The sequence below is a fragment of the Chitinophagaceae bacterium genome (assembly GCA_016699815.1).
Classification (GTDB): domain Bacteria; phylum Bacteroidota; class Bacteroidia; order Chitinophagales; family Chitinophagaceae; genus Ferruginibacter.
On sequence record CP065012.1, the window covers coordinates 525,925 to 545,396 of the forward strand.

Consider the following 19,472-nt stretch of genomic DNA (forward strand, 5'->3'; position numbering starts at 1 on the left):
GGTTTATATTCCTTTCGGCTTGTTAAAAAAAACGGCCTGCAAAAAATTATTTGTAGTAAAACTATTACAAGTTGCCTCTTAGCTCCTGCTCTCTTTCCAGCGCTTCAAATAAAGCTTTAAAATTTCCCTTGCCAAAACTTTTTGCGCCCTTGCGCTGTATAATTTCAAAAAAAAGCGTGGGCCTGTCTTGCAATGGCTTAGTGAAAATTTGCAACAAATACCCTTCATCGTCCCGGTCAATCAACACACCCAGCTTACCCAGTTCTTTTAGGTCTTCGTCAATATGGCCCACTCGGTCCAGTATGGTTTCGTAATAACTGCCTGGTATGGACAAAAACTCCACTCCCCTTTTCTTAAGCTCAGTTACGGTTTCAATTATATTACGGGAGGCAATAGCCACATGCTGTACCCCTTCGCCCAGGTAAAAATCCAGGTATTCTTCCACCTGGCTTTTCTTTTTTCCTTCTGCAGGTTCGTTAATAGGAAATTTTACAAAACCGTTTCCATTGCTCATCACCTTGCTCATCAATGCAGAATATTCGGTAGAAATATCTTTGTCATCAAAGCTTAAAATATTTTTAAAGCCCATTACCTCTTCATAATATTTTACCCAGCGGTTCATTTGGTTCCAGCCCACATTGCCTACGCAATGATCCACATATTGCAAGCCGGCTTGCAAAGGGTTATAATCGCTTTGCCAAACTTTATAGCCAGGCATAAAAGCGCCTTTATAATTTTTTCTTTCAATAAACAGGTGCACGGTTTCGCCGTAAGTATGTATGCCGCTCATCACCACCTCGCCTTCTTCATCTTTTAACACATAGGGCTCAGCATAACTTTTTCCGCCACGCTTTGTGGTTTGCTCCCAGGCATCTTTGGCATCTTCTACTTTTAATGCTAAAAACTTTACGCCATCACCATGCTGGGTAATATGCTCCGCAATTGGGTTGCCGGGTTTAAGTGGAGTAGTTAATACAAAGGTAAGTTTATTTTGCCTTATCGCATAGCTCACTATATCTTTTCGGCCCGTTTCTGGCCCGGCATAAGCCAGCGATTGAAACCCGAATGCCGTTTTATAAAAATGTGCCGCCTGCTTGGCATTGCCCACATAAAACTCCACATAATCAGTTCCCTGCAAAGGCAAAAAATCTTCGGCAGTTGTGGCATTATTGGAAGCTAAAACCTGCGTATTCATATTGTAAAATTTTAATTTTTAATTTAACCGGCATAGGTAAAAAATGCAGCAGTGGTTGTGTCACTCACTTGTACATTTGTACATTGCTGAACAATTATCCACACACACAGGGAAATTAAGTTTAAAACAATATTCCATTGATGTGGCACCGGCGTCAAAGTTACAAAAGAAATTATTGTTTTACCCCTTTAAAAAGCATAAAAAACAACCGGCAAAAATGACATTTTCATAAATACAGCATTTAATCACCATAGAAAATATCTTTTTGGCAACTGCTACTTACAGGCTAACTTTGCCCCACTTTCAACGTAAATAAATTTATATTATGGCATATGATGTAATAGTTTTAGGCAGCGGCCCGGGCGGATATCCTGCGGCAATACGGAGCAGCCAGTTAGGTAAAAAAGTGGCAATTGTAGAAAAAGAAAGCTTAGGCGGTATTTGCCTCAACTGGGGTTGTATTCCTACCAAAGCCTTATTAAAAAGCGCCCAGGTTTTTGAATATGCAAAACATGCCGCAGATTATGGCATACAAGTAAACAACCCTACCAGTAATTTTGATGCAGTAATTAAACGCAGCCGTGGCGTAGCCGATAAAATGAGTAAAGGCGTTCAGTTTTTGATGAAGAAAAACAAAATTGATGTGGTAATGGGAACGGGTAAATTAATATCTCCCACAAAACTGGAAGTAACCGCAGCAGATGGCAGCAAGCAAACCCTCGAAGCAAAAAATATAATTATTGCTACCGGTGCACGCAGCAGGCAGCTGCCCAGTATGCCTATTGACGGTAAAAAAATAATTGGATACAGAGAAGCATTAGTGCTACCCACGCAACCCAAAAGCATGATAGTATGCGGAAGCGGCGCTATAGGCAGTGAATTTGCCTATTTCTACAACAGCCTTGGCTGCAAAATAACCATAGTGGAATTTATGCCAAAAATTGTACCGGTAGAAGATGATGATGTGAGCAAGGAACTGGAGAAACAATTTAAAAAACAAGGCATTAATATTATGGTAAACAGTGAGGTTACCAAAGTAGATACTTCGGGCAGTGGCGTAAAAGCTACCGTAAAAACAGCAACCGGCGAACAGGTACTTGAAGCCGATATTTTATTGAGCGCCGTAGGTATTGTGGCCAATATAGAAGGCCTGGGCCTTGAAGCGCTGGGTGTAAAAACTGAAAAAGGAAAAATATTAGTAGATGCCAACCAAATGACCAATATTGCAGGCTTGTATGCCATTGGAGATTGCACACCCGGCCAGGCACTGGCACATGTGGCATCAAAAGAAGGTATAAATGCAGCAGAGCATTTAAGCGGCCATAAAGTAACAGCAATGGATTACAATAATATACCCGGCTGTACCTATTGCCTGCCCGAAGTTGCCTCTGTAGGTTATACCGAAAAAGCAGCAAAAGATGCCGGCTACGAAGTAAAAGTTGGTAAATTTCCTTTTGTTGCCAGCGGCAAAGCTACTGCTGCAGGAGCTACCGATGGCTTTGTAAAAGTTATATACGATGCCAAATATGGCGAGTTTTTGGGTTGCCACATGATTGGTATGAACGTAACCGAAATGATAGCAGAAGCAGTAGTGGCACGCAAACTGGAAACTACAGCACACGAAATTTTAAATGCCGTTCATCCCCACCCAACCATGAGTGAGGCCATTAAAGAAGCAACCGCCGTAGCTTATGGCGAAGCCACCGATATTTAATGTAAAATTATACTGTTTCTAAAGTTATAAAGCCCGTATTTCTTAACGGGCTTTTATATTTATGCTACCTTTGCAGGGTAAAAAAATATAGTTATGGATTTTTTGAAAAAACTAAAAATAAAAGCCGAAAACAGTGGCGTAAGCACCGGAGAAAACTGGCTAAAATCAAAAGGCAAAAAAATTGTTTCTTACTCACCCGTAAATGGCAAAGCCATTGCAGCTTTTACCACTACAGATGAAAAAAGCTATGAAGCCGTTGTAAAAAAAGCCCAGGCAGCATTTGAAGAATGGCGGCATTGGCCTGCGCCAAAACGTGGTGAAGTGGTGCGCCAAATTGGTGAAGAGCTTAGAAAATATAAAGAAGATTTAGGTAAGCTGGTAAGTTACGAAATGGGCAAAAGCCTGCAGGAAGGCATGGGAGAAGTGCAGGAGATGATAGACATCTGCGATTTTGCTGTGGGCCTCAGCCGGCAGTTGCATGGCCACACCATGCACAGCGAAAGGCCGGGCCACCGTATGTATGAACAATATCACCCCTTGGGCATTGTAGGCATTATAAGCGCTTTTAATTTTCCCGTGGCAGTATGGAGCTGGAACAGTATGCTGGCCTGGGTTTGCGGCAATGTATGCATTTGGAAACCCAGCGAAAAAAACCAATTTATGCGCCATTGCCTGCCAAAATATTATTCAGTCGGTGCTCAAAAAAAATAATGTACCCGAAGGCGTAAGCGGCATTATTTCCGGAGCCAGGGAAGTAGGAGAATGGATGAGCGCCGATACAAGAATTGCCCTTGTTTCTGCAACCGGCAGCACCGCAATGGGTAAAGCTGTAGGCGCAACAGTTGCAAAAAGGCTGGGCAAAAGCCTGCTGGAACTTGGTGGCAACAATGCCATTATAGTTACTGAAAATGCCGACCTCGGCATTGCCATTACTGCTTCAGTTTTTGGCGCCGTGGGTACAGCCGGGCAGCGCTGCACTACTACTCGCCGCCTCATTATTCATGAAAAAATTTACAACAAATTTAAAACCATGCTGGTAAATGCTTACAGCCAGTTAAAAATTGGCAACCCACTCGATCAAAAAAACCATGTAGGCCCACTTATAGATACCAATGCCGTAAAAGCTTATGTAGCAAGTATTGAAAAATGTAAAAAAGAAGGCGGCAATTTTATTGCAAATGGCGCAGTACTTAAAGGCAAAGGATACGAAAGCGGCTGCTATGTAAAACCTTGTATTGCCGAAGCCAAAAACCATTTTGAGATTGTACAGCAGGAAACCTTTGCACCTATTTTGTACCTTATGAAATATAAAACCATGGATGAAGCTATTGCGCTGCAAAACGGCGTTCCACAAGGTTTATCTTCTTCCATTATTACCAGCAATTTAAGGCAATCAGAAAAATTTCTATCGCATAGCGGCAGCGACTGTGGCATTGCCAATGTAAATATTGGTACCAGCGGCGCCGAAATTGGTGGCGCTTTTGGCGGCGAAAAAGAAACCGGCGGCGGCAGGGAAAGCGGCAGCGATGCCTGGAAAGCTTATATGAGAAGGCAAACCAATACCATCAATTATACCGATAAGCTTCCACTGGCCCAGGGCATTAAGTTTGATTTATAACTTAATTTAATAAAAAATTATATTAAAATATAAGAATGGTACATAAATATATCATGGCTTTTCTATTTTCGAACAAATAATAACCATATAAAATGATGAAGAAATTAATGCTGCTCTCCCTGCAAATGATGTTCTTTACTTTTTTTGCATTTGCGCAGACCAGGGAAGCTGCCCCACTGCAAAAAGATACGGTTCCCAACAACTGGTATCAACTGGATCCTGCAACATCAGGCTTCCAGGGTGTAAGTATAGATAAAGCTTACAGTTTTTTAAAAAGCACAAAACTTAAAAGTAAAAAAGTAATTGTGGCTGTAATAGACAGCGGCATTGATACCACACATGAAGACCTTAAACCCGTACTTTGGACAAACCCCGGCGAAATTGCCGGAAACGGTATAGATGACGATAAGAACGGTTACGTTGATGACGTACATGGCTGGAATTTTTAGGTGGTAAAGATGGCCGTAATGTAAAAGACGACAGCTATGAAGCCTCAAGAGTTTATCACCTGCTTAAAGCCAAATATGGCGATAAAACAATTGACGTTGCAACTTTATCTGCAGATGATAAAGCAGAATATGAAACTTATTTAAGGGCTAAAGAAAGTGTTACCAAAGATGTAAATGAAAATGAAATAGCGTTTATGAAACAAATCCGCACGCCGCTTTTACAGGGCGATTCGGTAATTCGTAAAGAACTGGGCAAAGAAGTGTACACCTGCAACGATTTAAAAAATTATAAAACAACCAATAAAGCGGCTTTACAAACCAGGTCAATGCTCATGGGGCTTTGCGGCGCAAATAAAAGCGATGACTTAAGCAACGAAATGGTTTTAGATGACCTCAATGCACAAATACGAAAAGGAGATGAAGTAAATACTGCACCTCCTGCTTACCGTGGCGATATTGTAAAAGATAACGAAAACGATATTAACGACCGCTTTTATGGCAACAACGATTTAATGGCCAGCACGCCGTTTCACGGTAGCTTTTGCGCCGGCATTATTGCAGCAGCGCATAATAATAACGATAAATTAAACGGCATTGCCGATAATGTAGAAATAATGGCCATAAGGGCCGTACCCAATGGCGATGAGCACGATAAAGATATTGCCTTAGCCATAAAATATGCGGTAGATAACGGCGCCAAAGTAATTAATATGAGTTTTGGAAAAAGTTTTTCACCACAAAAAAAATGGGTAGATGATGCCATACGTTATGCCAACAGCAAAGGCGTATTGCTGGTACATGCAGCCGGAAACGACAGTAAAAATATTGATACCGAAAATAATTTTCCTAACCCTGTTTATGCCGATAATAGCGGCAGGGCCGAAAATTATATTTCCGTAGGCGCAAGCGGCGATAAAAAAGTCCGGTGGGCTTATCGCTTCCTTTAGCAATTATGGAAAAAAAAGAAGTGGATGTGTTTGCTCCCGGTGTACAAATTTTTCTACAACCCCTTTTAACAACAGCTATGGAAAATCGCAGGGTACCAGCTTTGCAGCACCAATTGTTACAGGTATTGCTGCATTAATACTGGAATACTACCCTTCACTATCGCCGTTGCAGGTAAAAGCCGCAATAGAAAATTCAGTAGCGCCCATTAAGGAAAAAGTAAAAAACCCCGAAACCGGCGAAATGGTGGAAATGGAAACCTTAAGCCGTACGGGTGGAGTGGTAAATGCTTATACGGCAGTAAAAATGCTTCGGAAATGGCGGCAACTCCTAACCCCCAATTTAAATTGCCCAAGTCAACAATAAAGAAAAATAAGAAAGGATAACCCTTACCCTTTTCTTAACGATAAGCCTTCTCCTTTAACAGAGAAGGCTTATTTTTATAAAAACAATTTTATGCCAAGGCCAGCTAAAAGTTCTTATCCCGTTTATTTTGATACTTATGTTAACACTGTAGCAGAAAATGATTTAATAGAGGCATTGAATAACCAACAACCTGTTATTACATCTTTTTTTTCTGCGCTGCCAAAAGATAAACATGAATTTGCTTATGCCAGCGGCAAATGGACCATAAAAGAAGTTTTGCAACACCTTATAGATTGTGAACGCATATTTACTTACCGGGCTTTATGCTTTGCCCGAAAAGAACAACAGGATTTACTTTCATTTGAAGAAAATAATTATGCGGCAAACAGTATGGCCAATGCAAGGAACTGGCAGGAACTGTGTGATGAATTTAATGCTGTAAGGAGAAGCACTTTATTATTGTTCAAAGGGTTTACCAGGCAACAGCTTGAAAGCAGTGGCAGCGCAAATAACAAACAAGTTTCGGTATTGGCTCTGGGTTTTATTATTGCCGGCCATGTAAATCATCATAAAAAAATAATTGAAGAAAGATATTTACAAAGTTAGTACCAATAAAAAAAGCCGGAATTATCCGGCCTTTTTATAGCGTATATTTTAAAAATTAATCTTTCCTCGCCATATTTCCGCCTTCAATCATTTTACCAATTATTTTTACTGTTTCGTCAATAAAAATATCACTACTTACGGCTTTTATCCATTTGTTGTTATTATCCGCTTTATCTGTTGCACTATTTATTTCAGCAGTATCGGCAGGTAAATTGATTACTTTCATTGGAACCGGTAATTTATACAAGTCGTCCATTTGCTTATTGATATCTACAAGCTTTTGTTTTTCCTGCTTGTATTTATTAATGTTGAGTGAAAAAGTTTTATCTAAGTTCTTTTCAAGCCATTGTACATTGGCTTTTATTTTACCAAAGGTGTTGCTTTTATTCACTTCTTCATTTGCGCTGGCAATAAAATAAGCATCAGTACTGCTACTGCTCCAGGGAGCATAATCGGCTTTGCCGGTTTCATCCCATTTTAAAGAGTAAGGGTTATCTTTTTCCCTGATTTTTAAAAAATCGTACCTATCCGGCAAAATTACATCTGGAATTACACCACGCAATTGTGTGGCATCGCCATTAATACGGTAAAATTTTTGCAGGGTAAGTTTAACCGTACCCAGGTCTTCTTTGGCCGAGCTGCCAAATAATTGTATTTCATTTTCGGGGTTGAGTGGGATATTTCTTTGCACGGTACCTTTACCATAAGTAGAAGTACTGCCAACAATAATTCCCCTTTTATAATCCTGTATGGCTGCCGCAAAAATTTCCGAAGCCGAAGCGCTGGTTTCATCTACCAGCACTGCTAATGGACCATCGTAAAGCACGCCTTTATTTTTATCTTTAAGCACCTGCGATTTATCGCCACGGCCTTTTACCTGCACCACCGGGCCTTCGTCTATAAACAAGCCGGCAATTTCTACTACGTCATATAAGGAGCCGCCTCCATTTCCACGAAGGTCGAGTACAATGCCTTCTACTTTTTCGTTTTTTAATTTTTCTACTTCTTTGGCTACATCTTTTGCGCTCCTTGCTCCATTGGGTTTATCAAAATCGGCATAAAACTCCGGAAAATAAATATAGCCAATTTTATGTGGGCCATTAATGATGGCAGAACGTGCAAAAGTATCTTCCAGCTTAATATCATCTCTCAATAAGGATACTACTTTAATGGTACCATCTGCCCTTTTTAAGGTGAGCCTTACTTCTGAACCTTTTGCAGAACCTCTTATTAATTTTACCGCATCGGTAACGCTATAGCCTGTAACATCCACCGGTTCTTCTGCACCCTGCGCTACTTTAATAATTTCATCGTTTTCTTTAAGCTCGCCGCTCTTCCATGCAGGGCCGCCGCTTACAAGGGTGCCTATTTTAATTTTTCCATCGTCTTCTTTTAACTGTGCGCCAATACCGAAAAAGCTGCCCTTCATGGCTTCTTTAAATGTCCTCAGGTCTAAGGGCGGCATATAATCGGTATGGGGATCCATGGCACCGGTAATGGCATTTACAAAAATGCTGAAATTGGCATCCAGGGTTTCCCTGTTTTTTTTGGTAGTAAAAAACCTGTCGAACTGTTTGCCCACCTGTTCACGGGCTTCCCTTTCGAGGGTGCTGTCTGCTTTTGCCACAAAATCTTTTTTGCCTTTATTTTTCTCCCTCTCTTCCTGTGCCAAAACATATTTTTCTAAAACAAGTAGCTTAAGTTGTTTCCGCCAACGGTCGTTTCTATCCGCAATGTTTTTGGGATAGGCCAGTTTATCGGCATCCCTTTCCAGGTCTTCATCTTTAGTAAAAGTAAATGGCTTTGCCAGGTAATCTTCATATAATTGCGAAACTTCGTTTACCCTTTTGGTATATACATCGTTTATTGCATAAAAAGATTCCAGCGGCGAACCATGTATTTCATCATCAATTTTATTGCCGTATTTATTAAAGGCATCTATATCGGCCTGGCTAAAATAATTTTTATCGCCATCGAGGTCTTTCAAAAATTTTGTAAGCACTTCTTTGCTAAAAGCATCATCAATTTTATGCGGCCTAAAATGGCCTTCTTCCAGCAGGATGCCTACATTGCGTAAAATTTTTGCATGGCGGGCTTTGGGGTTATCTTCGCCATCGCTATTTCCCCCACGGGTGCTAAAACCCCAAAAAATACTTATGGCGGTAAGCGCCAATACAACCGGTAAGAATTTTTTACTCATAATAAAATCTGCAATTTTTTGCATTCGTAAAAATAAAACAAATCACACAGTAAACTTGTTTTGTAAACGCATTTACGGCAATAATGTTTTGTTAAACAGTAAATGTGCAAAAGTTTAGGGATGAGTGGTAAAGGAAATAAAAAAAACCTTCGGGAATGAAGGTTTTGAACGGGTAACCAAAGGGGCTCGAACCCTCGACCCTCAGAATCACAATCTGATGCTCTAACCAACTGAGCTATGGCTACCATTTTGAGCGAAAGGGAAGCAAAAATAAGCAAAAAATTCACTCATGCAAAATTGATCTATACGCTTCCCGGTAAACAAACAAAATAAATTATCTTCACCTCTTAAAATTTATATTCATGAAGGGTACATGGTTTAAGAAATTACTTCCTCATTTTATTGCAGTAGCGGTATTTGCTATAGTAGCCATCGTTTATTGCAAGCCTGTATTGCAAGGTAAAGTGCTTAACCAGCACGACTCCCAGGGTTGGAAAGGTATGGCGCAGCAGTCTTTTGAAGTAAAAGAAAAAACAGGCCATTTTCCTTTATGGACCAATAGCATGTTTGCTGGCATGCCCGCCTATCAAATTGCCATGGAAGGCACTTCCAATATTGGTGCCGGTATTTCTTTTATCAGCAAAGCTTATTCATTATGGCTGCCAGAACCCATTTCGTATTTTTTTATTGCCAGCCTCTCGTTTTATATTTTATGTATTATCCTGGGTTTAAATCCCTGGGTGGGTATTTTAGGCGGATTGGCTTATGCCTACTCCACATATAACCCAATAATTGTATCTGTTGGCCATAATACCAAAATGATGAGCATAGCTTATGCACCTGTGGTAATTGCAGGAGTGCTGCTGCTTTTCAAAAAAAATATATTGCCGGGCTTTTAATAACTGCATTTTTTTTCCGGCGTGCTCATTGGGCAAAACCACTTGCAAATAGTGTATTACCTTATCCTTATTATTGGCGCTTTAAGTATTGGGTTTTTACTAAAATCATTTAAAGAAAAACAAATTGGCAGCGGCATTATTGCCCTTGCATTAGCGGCAATTGGCGGCATTATTGGGCTGGGCATAAATGCATCGTTAATAATGCCCACCTACGATTATGCCAAAGAAACCATGCGTGGCGGCGTATCGCAGCTTACCCTTAGCGAAAGCGACAAAGCATCCAATAAATCCAAGGGCGGTTTAGATAAAGATTATGCATTACGCTGGAGTGCAGGAAAAATGGAAACCTTTACTTTTATGGTTCCGGGCCTTTTTGGCGGAAGCAATGGAGGTAACGAACATAGTGTAAATGCAAAATTTGTAGAAAAACTTGCAGCAGTAGGTGTACCCGAAGAAAATGCCGTGAACATGCTGAATGCCTACTCTTACTGGGGTAATATGAGCAGCTTAAATGAAACTACCAGCGGGCCGGTTTACCTTGGCGCCATCATTTGTTTTCTTTTTATTATTGGATTATTTTATCTCGATAACTGGCTAAAATGGCCATTGGTTGCCGCATCATTATTGGGAATTGTATTGGCCTGGGGAAACAGTTTTATGGGTTTTAATGCATTTATGCTGGATTACCTGCCTTTTTATAATAAATTCAGGGCGCCGAGTATGGCATTTGTAATTCCGCAAATTTGCATCCCTGTTTTGGCCGTTCTTACGCTGGATAAAATACTTAAAGAAGCAAATTATACCGAAGCATTTAAAAAATTAAAAAAAGGGATTATTGCTTCAATAGCCGCACTGGCAATTATTGCCGGCTTTTGGCTCTCGGCCGATTACTCCGGTAAAGGTGATGCAGATATTAAAACAAATTTTGAACACAGCTTTACCCAATCGGCTTCCGGCCAGCCCGTTTCCCCTCAAATGCAGCAACAGGCACAGTCAATGGCCAAAGACCTGATGACGGCATTAAGAGAAGACCGCAAAAGCGAAACCGGAAGCGACCTTTTTAGGTCAATTATTTTTATGGTACTTGCAGCAGGCGTTTTATGGTTTGCCTTAAAAAAGAAAATAAATATTACCGTAGCTGCTATAACCTTAACCGTACTTTGCTTAATAGATTTAATGGGTGTGGATACCCGTTATTTAAACAGCACCGATTTTATGGATAAAGAAGAAGTAAGTAATTTATTTACGCCTTCTGCAGCCGATGAACAAATTATGAAAGACCCCGACCATGCCAACTTTAGGGTATTTAACCAGTCGGGCAATTTTACTAACGAGTCCGTTACCTCCTACCACCACAATTCTATTGGCGGTTACCACCCTGCAAAACTGGGCCTTTACCAGGATTTAATAGAACACCAGATTAGCAAAGGCAATGTGAATGTATTTAATATGCTCAATACAAAATACATTATTACACAGGGCGCAAACGGGCAACCCATGGCCCAGGTAAATCCATACGCTTATGGTACTTGCTGGCTGGTAAAAGGTATTAAATGGGTTAAAACACCCAATGAAGAAATGCTGGCGCTGGATAGCACCAACCTTAGAGACACTGCTGTAATAAACGAAAGTTTTAAAAGCAGCATACCTGCATTGCCACAGGTAGATTCTACCGCATCTATAAAAATAATAAGCCGTGAAAATGATGCTATAAAATATGAATTCAATGCTGCTACGCCACAGTTTGCCGTATTTAGTGAAATATATTACAACCGTGGATGGGATGCGTTTATTGATGGCAAAAAAACCAACTACGCAAAAGTAAATTATGTGCTGCGGGGCATAGCTTTACCGGCGGGCAAGCATACTATTGAATTTAAATTTGAACCCAGGGCTTACTATACCGGCAATACCATTTCTTTCTGGTGCGCCCTATTGGTTTATTTACTTTTAGCTGCAGGATTATTTTTTCTTTTAAAAAAAAGTAAAGGCAGCCAATTGTAAAAATTATGACTAATGTACTAAGTATTGTTTCTTATCCTTTTCTGCCGGCAAAAATGGGCGGGCAAAAAGGTATTGCACTTTTTTATAAATATTTCGGGCAAAAAGTTAACCTTACCTGTGCAGGCGTAAAAGAAAACAACCAGCAGTTTGCAGAAAACTATACACTGGTAAAACTCTTTGGCAAAAGTGGGTTGCGCTATATCAATCTCTTCTATTTTTTCCCTTTACGAAAAATTATTAAAGAAAATAAAATAGAATGGCTTTTGCTGGAACACCCTTACTACGGCTGGCTGGCCTTACTGCTAAAATATTTTTGCAAAGTAAAGCTCATTGCCAAATCGCATAATATAGAAGCGCTGCGGTTTAAAAGCGTAGGCAAATGGTGGTGGGGAATTTTATGGCATTATGAAAGATTGGTTTTTAAAAATGCCGACCTTGCATTTTTTATTACCGAAGAAGACCGGCGCTTTGCTATGGACAATTACAAACTTTCGTACAAAAAATGTTTTGTAATAACTTATGGTACAGAAAGGGCTGCCGCTCCGGATGAGGGAGCAATTAAAACCGCAAGGGAAACAATAAAGCAATTATATCAACTTAATGACGAAAAGATTTTTCTTTTTAACGGCACCTTAAGCTACCCACCCAACCTGGATGCGGTAAAAGTAATTACCAGTATAATTAATGAAACATTACTGGGCAGTAAAACATTTAAGTATAAAATTATTATTTGTGGCAAGGGCCTTCCGGCAGCTATAAATAATTTGGAAGCATATACCGGTAAAAATATTATTTATGCCGGATTTGTAGAAGATATAGATGTGTACTTTAAAGCCGCCGATGTATTTTTAAACCCCGTAATTGAAGGTGGCGGCATAAAAACAAAACTGGTAGAAGCGCTGGGGCAGAACTTAAATGTGGTAACCACCCAAAGTGGCGCCATTGGTGTACCGCAGGAAACCACAGGCAATAAAATGAAAATAATAAAAGACGGTGACTGGGCTGCATTTGCAGCAACATTACTTACCGGTTTTGAGCCACAACAAACCAGCTTTGCATTTTTTGAACATTTTTACTGGGGAAATATAGCAGGAAAGGCGGAGGTTATTTTAGAAGCCGACGAAAAAGAATCCAGTAAACCCATTTAATAGCATAACGGGAATACTCTTTGAAAAGGAAAATAATTTTGAATATCTCATAAGAAATACTCGTTCCCAGCCTCTCTTTTACTATAATCAATTCGTTCTTCATCATTATCTTTTTTAACTCCAATATTTTTCCAGGTTTTGTACTTCCGCTATTTATATGCACAATAGTGGTACCTGAGTAAAAAAATATTTTATATCCTTCTTTTTTTATTTGCCAACACCAAAGTTGGTCTTCTCCATACATAAAAAAACGGTTATCTAATTTTTTTTGAGGAAAGTTATCAAGAATTATTTTGGGGAACATAAAAAAGGCACCATTAACCCAATCACATTCTATATCTTCATCATGCCGGAAATATTTGCCCAGCATTTTTTTTGACCGTTGCGGATAAGGCATAAGGTAAAGGGCGAATTTTAGCAAATCAAAAATTTCCCAATTTATAGTTCGAAAACGCCTTGCGGAGTGTTGCACTTCACCATTTGGGTAAACCATACGGCAGCCCAATACAGCAATATCTTTGTTCTTATTAAATACTGCCAAACATTTTTTTATTGAGTTTTCAGTTAAAAAAGTATCGCTATTGAGCAACAAAATATAAGTACCCGATGCATTAGAAATTCCCAGGTTGTTACCCTCTGCAAATCCTGAATTAGATTTATTTGTTATTAATTTAACTGAAGGGAACTTTTCTTTAAACATAGCAGGGTTGCACTCCGTGGAAAAATTGTCAACAAGGATGATTTCGTAAGTAAAATTAATTGCATTATCAATCACTGAGCGAATACAATTGCATGTGATTTCAAATGTATTAAAGTTAATAACAATAATGGAAACTGTCATCTAATATACTTTCTGTTCTTTAAGTATGAAATGAGCATAAAAAATTTAGAAAATATGCCAACTCTTATAAAATATTTAGGAATCATAATTACATCAGTAAGAATATAGTTTACAAAATTGGTGTTTTTACTTTGATCATATTGCTCAAGGTCTTCTAATCTATTGATCTTGAAATTTCTCAAAAGTCGCCACCAAGTATCATATACTAAAATATTTTTCAAATGTTGCACTCCTGTTTTTTCAAGAAAATAAAGATACTCTGGTATTTCAATTTTTGGATTTAAATGACAACTTGCTGTAACCTGGTCATCCCCTATCCCAACATTTATCAAAGTCTTTTTGATATAGAAAATTTTTTGTTGTTTTAGCCTTTGGATATAATAATCAATATCAACAAGCCATTTAATGTTGGTATCATAATAAAAATGCTTATCATTTTTAAGTAAAGTAACACTTGGAGGTCCAATAATATTTTGTGAAAGAAGCGAATAGGGATCTCTTCGAATTAAACTCAACCTAATATATGAAGGACTAATAATTTCCTTTTTTTCTTCAGTAAAATAGTAATTGATATAACCAGAAAAAATAAACCTATCATTATGATTCAAAGCTGCTTTTGCAAAATATTCTAAACTCTCATTCTCTGAAAACCAATCATCATCATGCATAATTTTAATCCATTCACCCTTAGCTTTTGATAAGGCAAGATTCCAGTTAGCTGGTGTTCCTAACGCTGGCGAATTTCTACAATAACTTACAGTTTGTTTTATATTACATTCTTTAATTAATTTTTCTACACTTTCATCATCGCTATCATCAGTAATAATTACTTCAAAATTTGAATAAGTTTGCTGCCTAATACTCAATAGCAGCCTTTTGAGGTAATCAACTCTTTTATATGCAGGAATACAAATTGATATAAATGGTTTTCCCATAGCCAATTAATAAATAATAGTTTTTAGAAAGACAATTATTATTTTTTTTGATAAACCCCAATCTATTTTACGGTTACGTTTAATATGTGCCTTAAATAAATTGTAAAGCATTAGAAATACATCCTTCTTTTCCTTATGATTTAAGAAACTGAAATGCTTATACAAAACATTAAAATGATCTTTATAATAATTTGACCCTCGCTTTTGCAAAATTCTTAACCATGAGTTATTTACTTGTCGATAAAAGACTTCATCATCTTCCACATAGCCTATTTTGTATCTGTTTGCAATTCGAAGCCACATATCAAAATCTTCAAGATGAAGGGATTCGTCAAAAAGTCCCACATCATTAAACACATCTTTTCGAATAAGTAAAGCTATAGAGGGTATAAAATTTCCTTTTAATAACTCATGAAAAATATCTCCCTCCTTTATTGAAAGATCGGGGCGGCAGTAGTTAAAAAAATTAGTAGTAATTAATTTTCCAGCCACATCAACCATATTACAATTACTGTAAAACAATTTGTAGCTTTCGTCAACCTGTTTTGAAGCGTTGATTAGTTTCTCATATCTTGTTGGCCCAAAATAATCATCTGAAGCTACTACAGAAAAATATTTTCCTTTGCTTAAGGAAATTGCAAGATTCATATTTTTACAGATCCCACAATTTACAGGATTAACAATAAAATTCGCTTTTACATTCTTTTCTTTTAGAAGGTTATTAATTATTTCAACTGAGTTGTCGGTTGAACAATCATCAATCACTATCAACTCTAAAGGGTTATAGTTTTGGCTCAAATAACTATTTAATGCATCAGCAAAAAAACGGCCCTGGTTATAGTTGATAATGCAAACAGAAATTAATGGATTAGGCTCATTTACCATTAGCATATTTTTTATACCAGTCTATTGTATCCTTCAGCCCGTTTTCTATCCTTGTAAAAGGGCTGAATTTTAGTTCATGCCTTATCTTGTCAATATTTAAATATCTTTTTCGGATATTATCAATATCCCGTTTGTCCACATACTCAATAACAGATTTTCCCCCACTGAGTTCTATAATTGTTTCTGCAAGGTGCTTTACAGATGTTTCCACACCTGTACCAATATTGTACACCTGGCCAATTGCACGGGGATTTATAGCCGCCTGAACTGTGGCTTCCACTGCATCGGAAACAAAAGTATAATCCCTGGTTTGTTCACCATCTCCATGTATTAAAACGGGTTCAGCTTTTAAACTTCTGTCAATAAATTTACCTATTACGCCGCAATAAGGGTTTTGGGGAAGTTGGTTAAACCCATATACATTAGAATACCTTACAACGGCTACAGGAACATTAAACACTTCATAAAAGGTTTGGGCATACACTTCACCGCTAAATTTTGATGCCGAATAAAAGCTCAAAAATTCTTTTGGAGCATCTTCGGGTATGGGAAGTGTTTTGGGGTTGCCATAAACCGAAGCAGTGGATGAATATACTACTCTTTCTATGCCATTAATTTTACAGGCTTCCAGTACATTAAAAGTGCCGCCAACATTTACAGACAAATCTTCCCGTGGATTGGCATTGGATACAATAATATTTCTTGCCGCTAGATGAAATACAATTTCGGCTTCCTTCACCAAACCGTTTACCAAATCCGCATCTTCAACTGTTCCCTGTACAAACGAACAATTCAGGCCCGCTAAAAAATCTTTATTCCCCGTAAAGAGGTCGTCCAATACGGTAACATTTGCCTGAAGCTCGTTAATCAATTTTTTAACCAGGTTTGAACCTACAAAACCTGAACCTCCTGTAACTAATACTTTTTTATTTTTCAAACTCATATTAAATTTTGATTTATCAATTAAACCTTTGTTGCTGCTGCATAAATACGTTCTATAATTTCCACCACTTTCATGCCTTCTAAAACATTTGTGGTAATAAATGATTTATTATTCAACACCTCCACCACATTATCTATTACAAAATGGTGATTGGCTGCCGAGCCCTTGTAAGCGCCGTAATCGTTGCCCGGGTTGGTGGGCTTTAATTGGGGCATTTCGTAATTTTTTACATGGCAATATTCTACTTTATCCATGTATTGCCCGCCCACTTTTATGCTGCCGTTTTCTGCAATAATGGTCATGCTGCTCTCCAGGTTTTTATCCCATACCGAAGTGGAAAAGCTAAGGTTGCCCATACCGCCGTTTTTAAAATCAAATAATGCATACCCGCTATCCTCAAATTGAGTTAGCTCTTTATGGTTAAAAGTAGCCATCCTGGCTTTTATATTTTCAATATCGCCAAAAACCCAATACATCAAATCTATAAAATGGCTGAACTGGGTAAATAAAGTTCCCCCATCCTGTTCTTTGCTGCCGTGCCAGCTGTTTTTTACATAATAGCGTTCATCCCGGTTCCAAAAGCAATTGATTTGCACCAAAAATATTTTTCCCAAAATGCCGGAGCTTACCATTTCTTTAAGCCAGGCTGATGGTGGCGAATACCGGTTTTGCATTACGGCAAATACATGCTTATGCACCTGCAATGCTTTAAAAACAATTTCTTCGGCATCACTTTTCTTTAACGATAATGGTTTTTCCACCACCACATGTTTATTGTGGGCCAGGCATTGTAATGCCTGTGAAGCATGGAGTGAATTGGGTGTGGCAATATTGATTACATCAACGGCTATTCCTGAATGGAGTAAATCTTCTATTGATTGATAAAAGGGCACCGCATAATTTTCTAATCTCAAAAGCTCTTTTTGCTTAATATCACAAATAGCCGCAAGTTCCGCATCTGCGTTTTTTACAATTAAATCTGCATGGCGCTTACCAATATGGCCAAAACCCACCACAGCAAATTTTATTTTTTTATTCATACAGGTTTATCTGCCTTAAATTTTTATTTTTTGAAATACAGTTCAGGCATGGTTGCCCAATCAAATCCCGCTAAATTATAGCCGTTGATTAATTATTGGCTATTGCCCTGCTTTGCCATAATTTCGCAAAAATAGCTTATTAATTGTTCGCTTCAATTTAAAGCAAATTAATGTCCCAAATAAGAAAAAGAACCCTTAAAGCTACCTGGTGGATTTATACTGGCTTTTTAATTGGGGCCATCAATGTTTATCTTTTCACCAATTTACATTGGTTTTCGGCTGCACAATACGGCCTTACTACATCGTTAAGGGAGCTGAGTATGCTGGTTTGCGGCTTATCTGCACTTGGGGTAACCTCTTTTTTATACAAGTTTTTTCCTTATTACGAAGACAACCTGGCGCCGCAAAAAAACGATATGCTTGGCCTTGCTTTAAAGGTTGCATTGTTTGGCTTTATTGCCATGTCGTCTATTTTATATATTTTAAAACCGCTGGTAATCCGAAAATTCAGCGAAAATTCACCTTTATTGGTGGAGTATTTTTATTACATTATTCCCATGGGTTTCTGCATCCTGCTTTTCCAGGTGCTGGAGGCCTACTCCTATAGTTTTGGTAAGGGTGTACTCACCAGCTTTTTAAAAGAAACGCTGGTGCGTTTTTATACACTTGTAATTATAGTTTTAAAAATTGCGGGTATTATCAGCTTTCGCAGTTTTATGCAATTGTTTACCTTGCAGTTTCTGGTAATATTTATTGTACTGGCCTTTATTTTATACCGTGAAAAAAAACTTTGGGTAAGCTTTGCTACCAGCAGGGTAACCAAAAAATTCAGGAAAAAGATTATAGCCATATTGGCTTTTACCAGCCTGGTGGTTTTTGTAGGCGTGCTGCGTTCCAGTATTGACAGCCTTGTGCTTGCATCAAAAATAAACCTGGAAAATGCCGCTTTTTTTGCCTTTGCCACTTACCTGGCATCCATTATGCAGGCGCCTTTCAGGAGTATTGTGGCCATTACCATCCCTATTTTATCCCGTGCATGGAAAGATAAGGATACAAAAGAAATAGGCAGAATCTATCAGCGATCTTCCATTAACCTGCTTTGTTTTTCGCTTTTTGTTTTTATACTTATTTGGATAAATTTTTCCAATGCAATTTCCTTTTTTAATATCAACCCGGAGTACCTGATTGGTAAATGGGTTTTCTTTATTATGGGTTTAGTAACTATAATAGAAATGGGCACCGGGGTAAACAGCCAGATAATTGGCACTTCCACTTACTGGCGCTTTGAACTATGGACAAGCCTTTTACTTACGGCTTTAATTATTCCGCTAAGTTACACGCTTACTGTAAAATTTGGTATTATTGGCCCGGCATTAAGCAACCTTATCTCCTTTATTTTTTACAACCTGGTACGCATTTGGTTTTTATGGAAAAAATTTCGTCTGCAACCCTTTACGTCCAAAACTATTGAAGTATTGCTATTTGCTGCCCTTGCCTATTTTATAACTCATTTGGTTTTTAACAATAATACCGGCCTGGTTACTATGGTTGGCAGTTCGGCCCTTTTTGGCCTCTTGTTTATTGCAGCCGTATATTTTAGGAATATTTCGCCAGATGTAAAGCCCGTTATAGAATCTGTACTAAAAAGATTTTCGGGCAAATAATCCAAAATCCTTATCTTTAT

Annotated in this window: 16 protein-coding genes, 1 tRNA gene and 1 pseudogene; 10 read left to right on the forward strand and 8 right to left on the reverse strand. The window is 38.4% G+C overall.

Features of this window, described 5'->3' with window-relative positions:
* Nucleotides 1-64 precede the first annotated feature (64 nt).
* A complete protein-coding gene (gene hppD, locus IPO46_02355) occupies nucleotides 65-1,195 on the reverse strand; it encodes a 4-hydroxyphenylpyruvate dioxygenase (GenBank protein ID QQS63471.1) in 1,131 nt (376 codons plus the stop codon).
* A 325-nt stretch (nucleotides 1,196-1,520) separates the two neighbouring features.
* Here hppD and lpdA point away from each other — a divergent pair, with 325 nt between their 5' ends.
* The 6 genes and pseudogenes from lpdA (at nucleotide 1,521) to IPO46_02385 (ending at nucleotide 6,893) form a co-directional block, all read left to right on the forward strand.
* The gene (gene lpdA / locus IPO46_02360) at nucleotides 1,521-2,909 is read left to right on the forward strand and encodes a dihydrolipoyl dehydrogenase (GenBank protein QQS63472.1); all 1,389 of its coding nucleotides are present in this window, start codon (nucleotides 1,521-1,523) and stop codon (nucleotides 2,907-2,909) included.
* Between the two features lie 93 nt (nucleotides 2,910-3,002).
* Nucleotides 3,003-4,527 (forward strand): annotated as a pseudogene (locus tag IPO46_02365) (aldehyde dehydrogenase family protein).
* A 92-nt stretch (nucleotides 4,528-4,619) separates the two neighbouring features.
* Nucleotides 4,620-4,976: a hypothetical protein gene (locus tag IPO46_02370; GenBank protein ID QQS63473.1), complete on the forward strand. Its 357-nt coding sequence runs from the start codon at nucleotides 4,620-4,622 to the stop codon at nucleotides 4,974-4,976.
* Nucleotides 4,977-5,170: 194 nt separating this feature from the next.
* Nucleotides 5,171-5,923: a S8 family serine peptidase gene (locus IPO46_02375; protein ID QQS63474.1), complete on the forward strand. Its 753-nt coding sequence runs from the start codon at nucleotides 5,171-5,173 to the stop codon at nucleotides 5,921-5,923.
* On the forward strand, nucleotides 5,889-6,287 hold the full coding sequence (locus IPO46_02380) for a S8 family serine peptidase (protein ID QQS64296.1): 399 nt from the start codon (nucleotides 5,889-5,891) through the stop codon (nucleotides 6,285-6,287). The genes IPO46_02375 and IPO46_02380 overlap by 35 nt, the downstream gene beginning before the upstream one ends.
* Nucleotides 6,288-6,377: 90 nt before the next feature.
* On the forward strand, nucleotides 6,378-6,893 hold the full coding sequence (locus IPO46_02385; GenBank protein QQS63475.1) for a DinB family protein: 516 nt from the start codon (nucleotides 6,378-6,380) through the stop codon (nucleotides 6,891-6,893).
* A 55-nt stretch (nucleotides 6,894-6,948) separates the two neighbouring features.
* Here the strand turns inward: IPO46_02385 and IPO46_02390 are convergent, their stop codons facing one another.
* Both IPO46_02390 and IPO46_02395 read right to left on the reverse strand, forming a co-directional pair.
* Complete coding sequence (locus IPO46_02390) at nucleotides 6,949-9,096, reverse strand: carboxy terminal-processing peptidase (protein ID QQS64297.1); 2,148 nt, start codon at nucleotides 9,094-9,096, stop codon at nucleotides 6,949-6,951.
* Nucleotides 9,097-9,264: 168 nt separating this feature from the next.
* Nucleotides 9,265-9,338 (reverse strand) — tRNA-His (locus IPO46_02395).
* 117 nt (nucleotides 9,339-9,455) lie between these two features.
* Here IPO46_02395 and IPO46_02400 point away from each other — a divergent pair.
* Genes IPO46_02400 through IPO46_02410 form a run of 3 tightly spaced genes read left to right on the forward strand, consistent with a single transcriptional unit; the run spans nucleotide 9,456 to nucleotide 13,144 of the window.
* Nucleotides 9,456-9,992, forward strand: coding sequence for a hypothetical protein (locus IPO46_02400; GenBank protein ID QQS63476.1), 537 nt, complete (start codon nucleotides 9,456-9,458; stop codon nucleotides 9,990-9,992).
* A gap of 51 nt (nucleotides 9,993-10,043) precedes the next feature.
* On the forward strand, nucleotides 10,044-11,996 hold the full coding sequence (locus tag IPO46_02405) for a YfhO family protein (GenBank protein ID QQS63477.1): 1,953 nt from the start codon (nucleotides 10,044-10,046) through the stop codon (nucleotides 11,994-11,996).
* Nucleotides 11,997-12,001: 5 nt separating this feature from the next.
* A complete protein-coding gene (locus IPO46_02410; GenBank protein QQS63478.1) occupies nucleotides 12,002-13,144 on the forward strand; it encodes a glycosyltransferase family 4 protein in 1,143 nt (380 codons plus the stop codon).
* Here the strand turns inward: IPO46_02410 and IPO46_02415 are convergent.
* The 5 genes from IPO46_02415 to IPO46_02435 are packed head-to-tail and all read right to left on the reverse strand — an operon-like array spanning nucleotide 13,101 to nucleotide 17,788.
* Nucleotides 13,101-13,985: a glycosyltransferase family 2 protein gene (locus IPO46_02415; GenBank protein ID QQS63479.1), complete on the reverse strand. Its 885-nt coding sequence runs from the start codon at nucleotides 13,983-13,985 to the stop codon at nucleotides 13,101-13,103. The two genes, IPO46_02410 and IPO46_02415, sit on opposite strands and share 44 nt — an antisense overlap.
* Nucleotides 13,982-14,920, reverse strand: a complete 939-nt coding sequence (locus IPO46_02420; GenBank protein ID QQS63480.1) for a glycosyltransferase family 2 protein — start codon at nucleotides 14,918-14,920, stop codon at nucleotides 13,982-13,984. The genes IPO46_02415 and IPO46_02420 overlap by 4 nt, the downstream gene beginning before the upstream one ends.
* A 6-nt stretch (nucleotides 14,921-14,926) precedes the next feature.
* Nucleotides 14,927-15,805: a glycosyltransferase gene (locus IPO46_02425; protein ID QQS63481.1), complete on the reverse strand. Its 879-nt coding sequence runs from the start codon at nucleotides 15,803-15,805 to the stop codon at nucleotides 14,927-14,929.
* Nucleotides 15,795-16,748 (reverse strand): NAD-dependent epimerase/dehydratase family protein, encoded by a 954-nt coding sequence (locus tag IPO46_02430; GenBank protein ID QQS63482.1) that lies wholly within the window; start codon nucleotides 16,746-16,748, stop codon nucleotides 15,795-15,797. The genes IPO46_02425 and IPO46_02430 overlap by 11 nt, the downstream gene beginning before the upstream one ends.
* 20 nt (nucleotides 16,749-16,768) lie before the next feature.
* Nucleotides 16,769-17,788 (reverse strand): Gfo/Idh/MocA family oxidoreductase, encoded by a 1,020-nt coding sequence (locus tag IPO46_02435; protein QQS63483.1) that lies wholly within the window; start codon nucleotides 17,786-17,788, stop codon nucleotides 16,769-16,771.
* Nucleotides 17,789-17,958: 170 nt separating this feature from the next.
* Between IPO46_02435 and IPO46_02440 the strand changes: the two genes are divergently transcribed.
* Complete coding sequence (locus IPO46_02440; protein ID QQS63484.1) at nucleotides 17,959-19,452, forward strand: polysaccharide biosynthesis C-terminal domain-containing protein; 1,494 nt, start codon at nucleotides 17,959-17,961, stop codon at nucleotides 19,450-19,452.
* The last annotated feature ends 20 nt before the right edge of the window (nucleotides 19,453-19,472 follow it).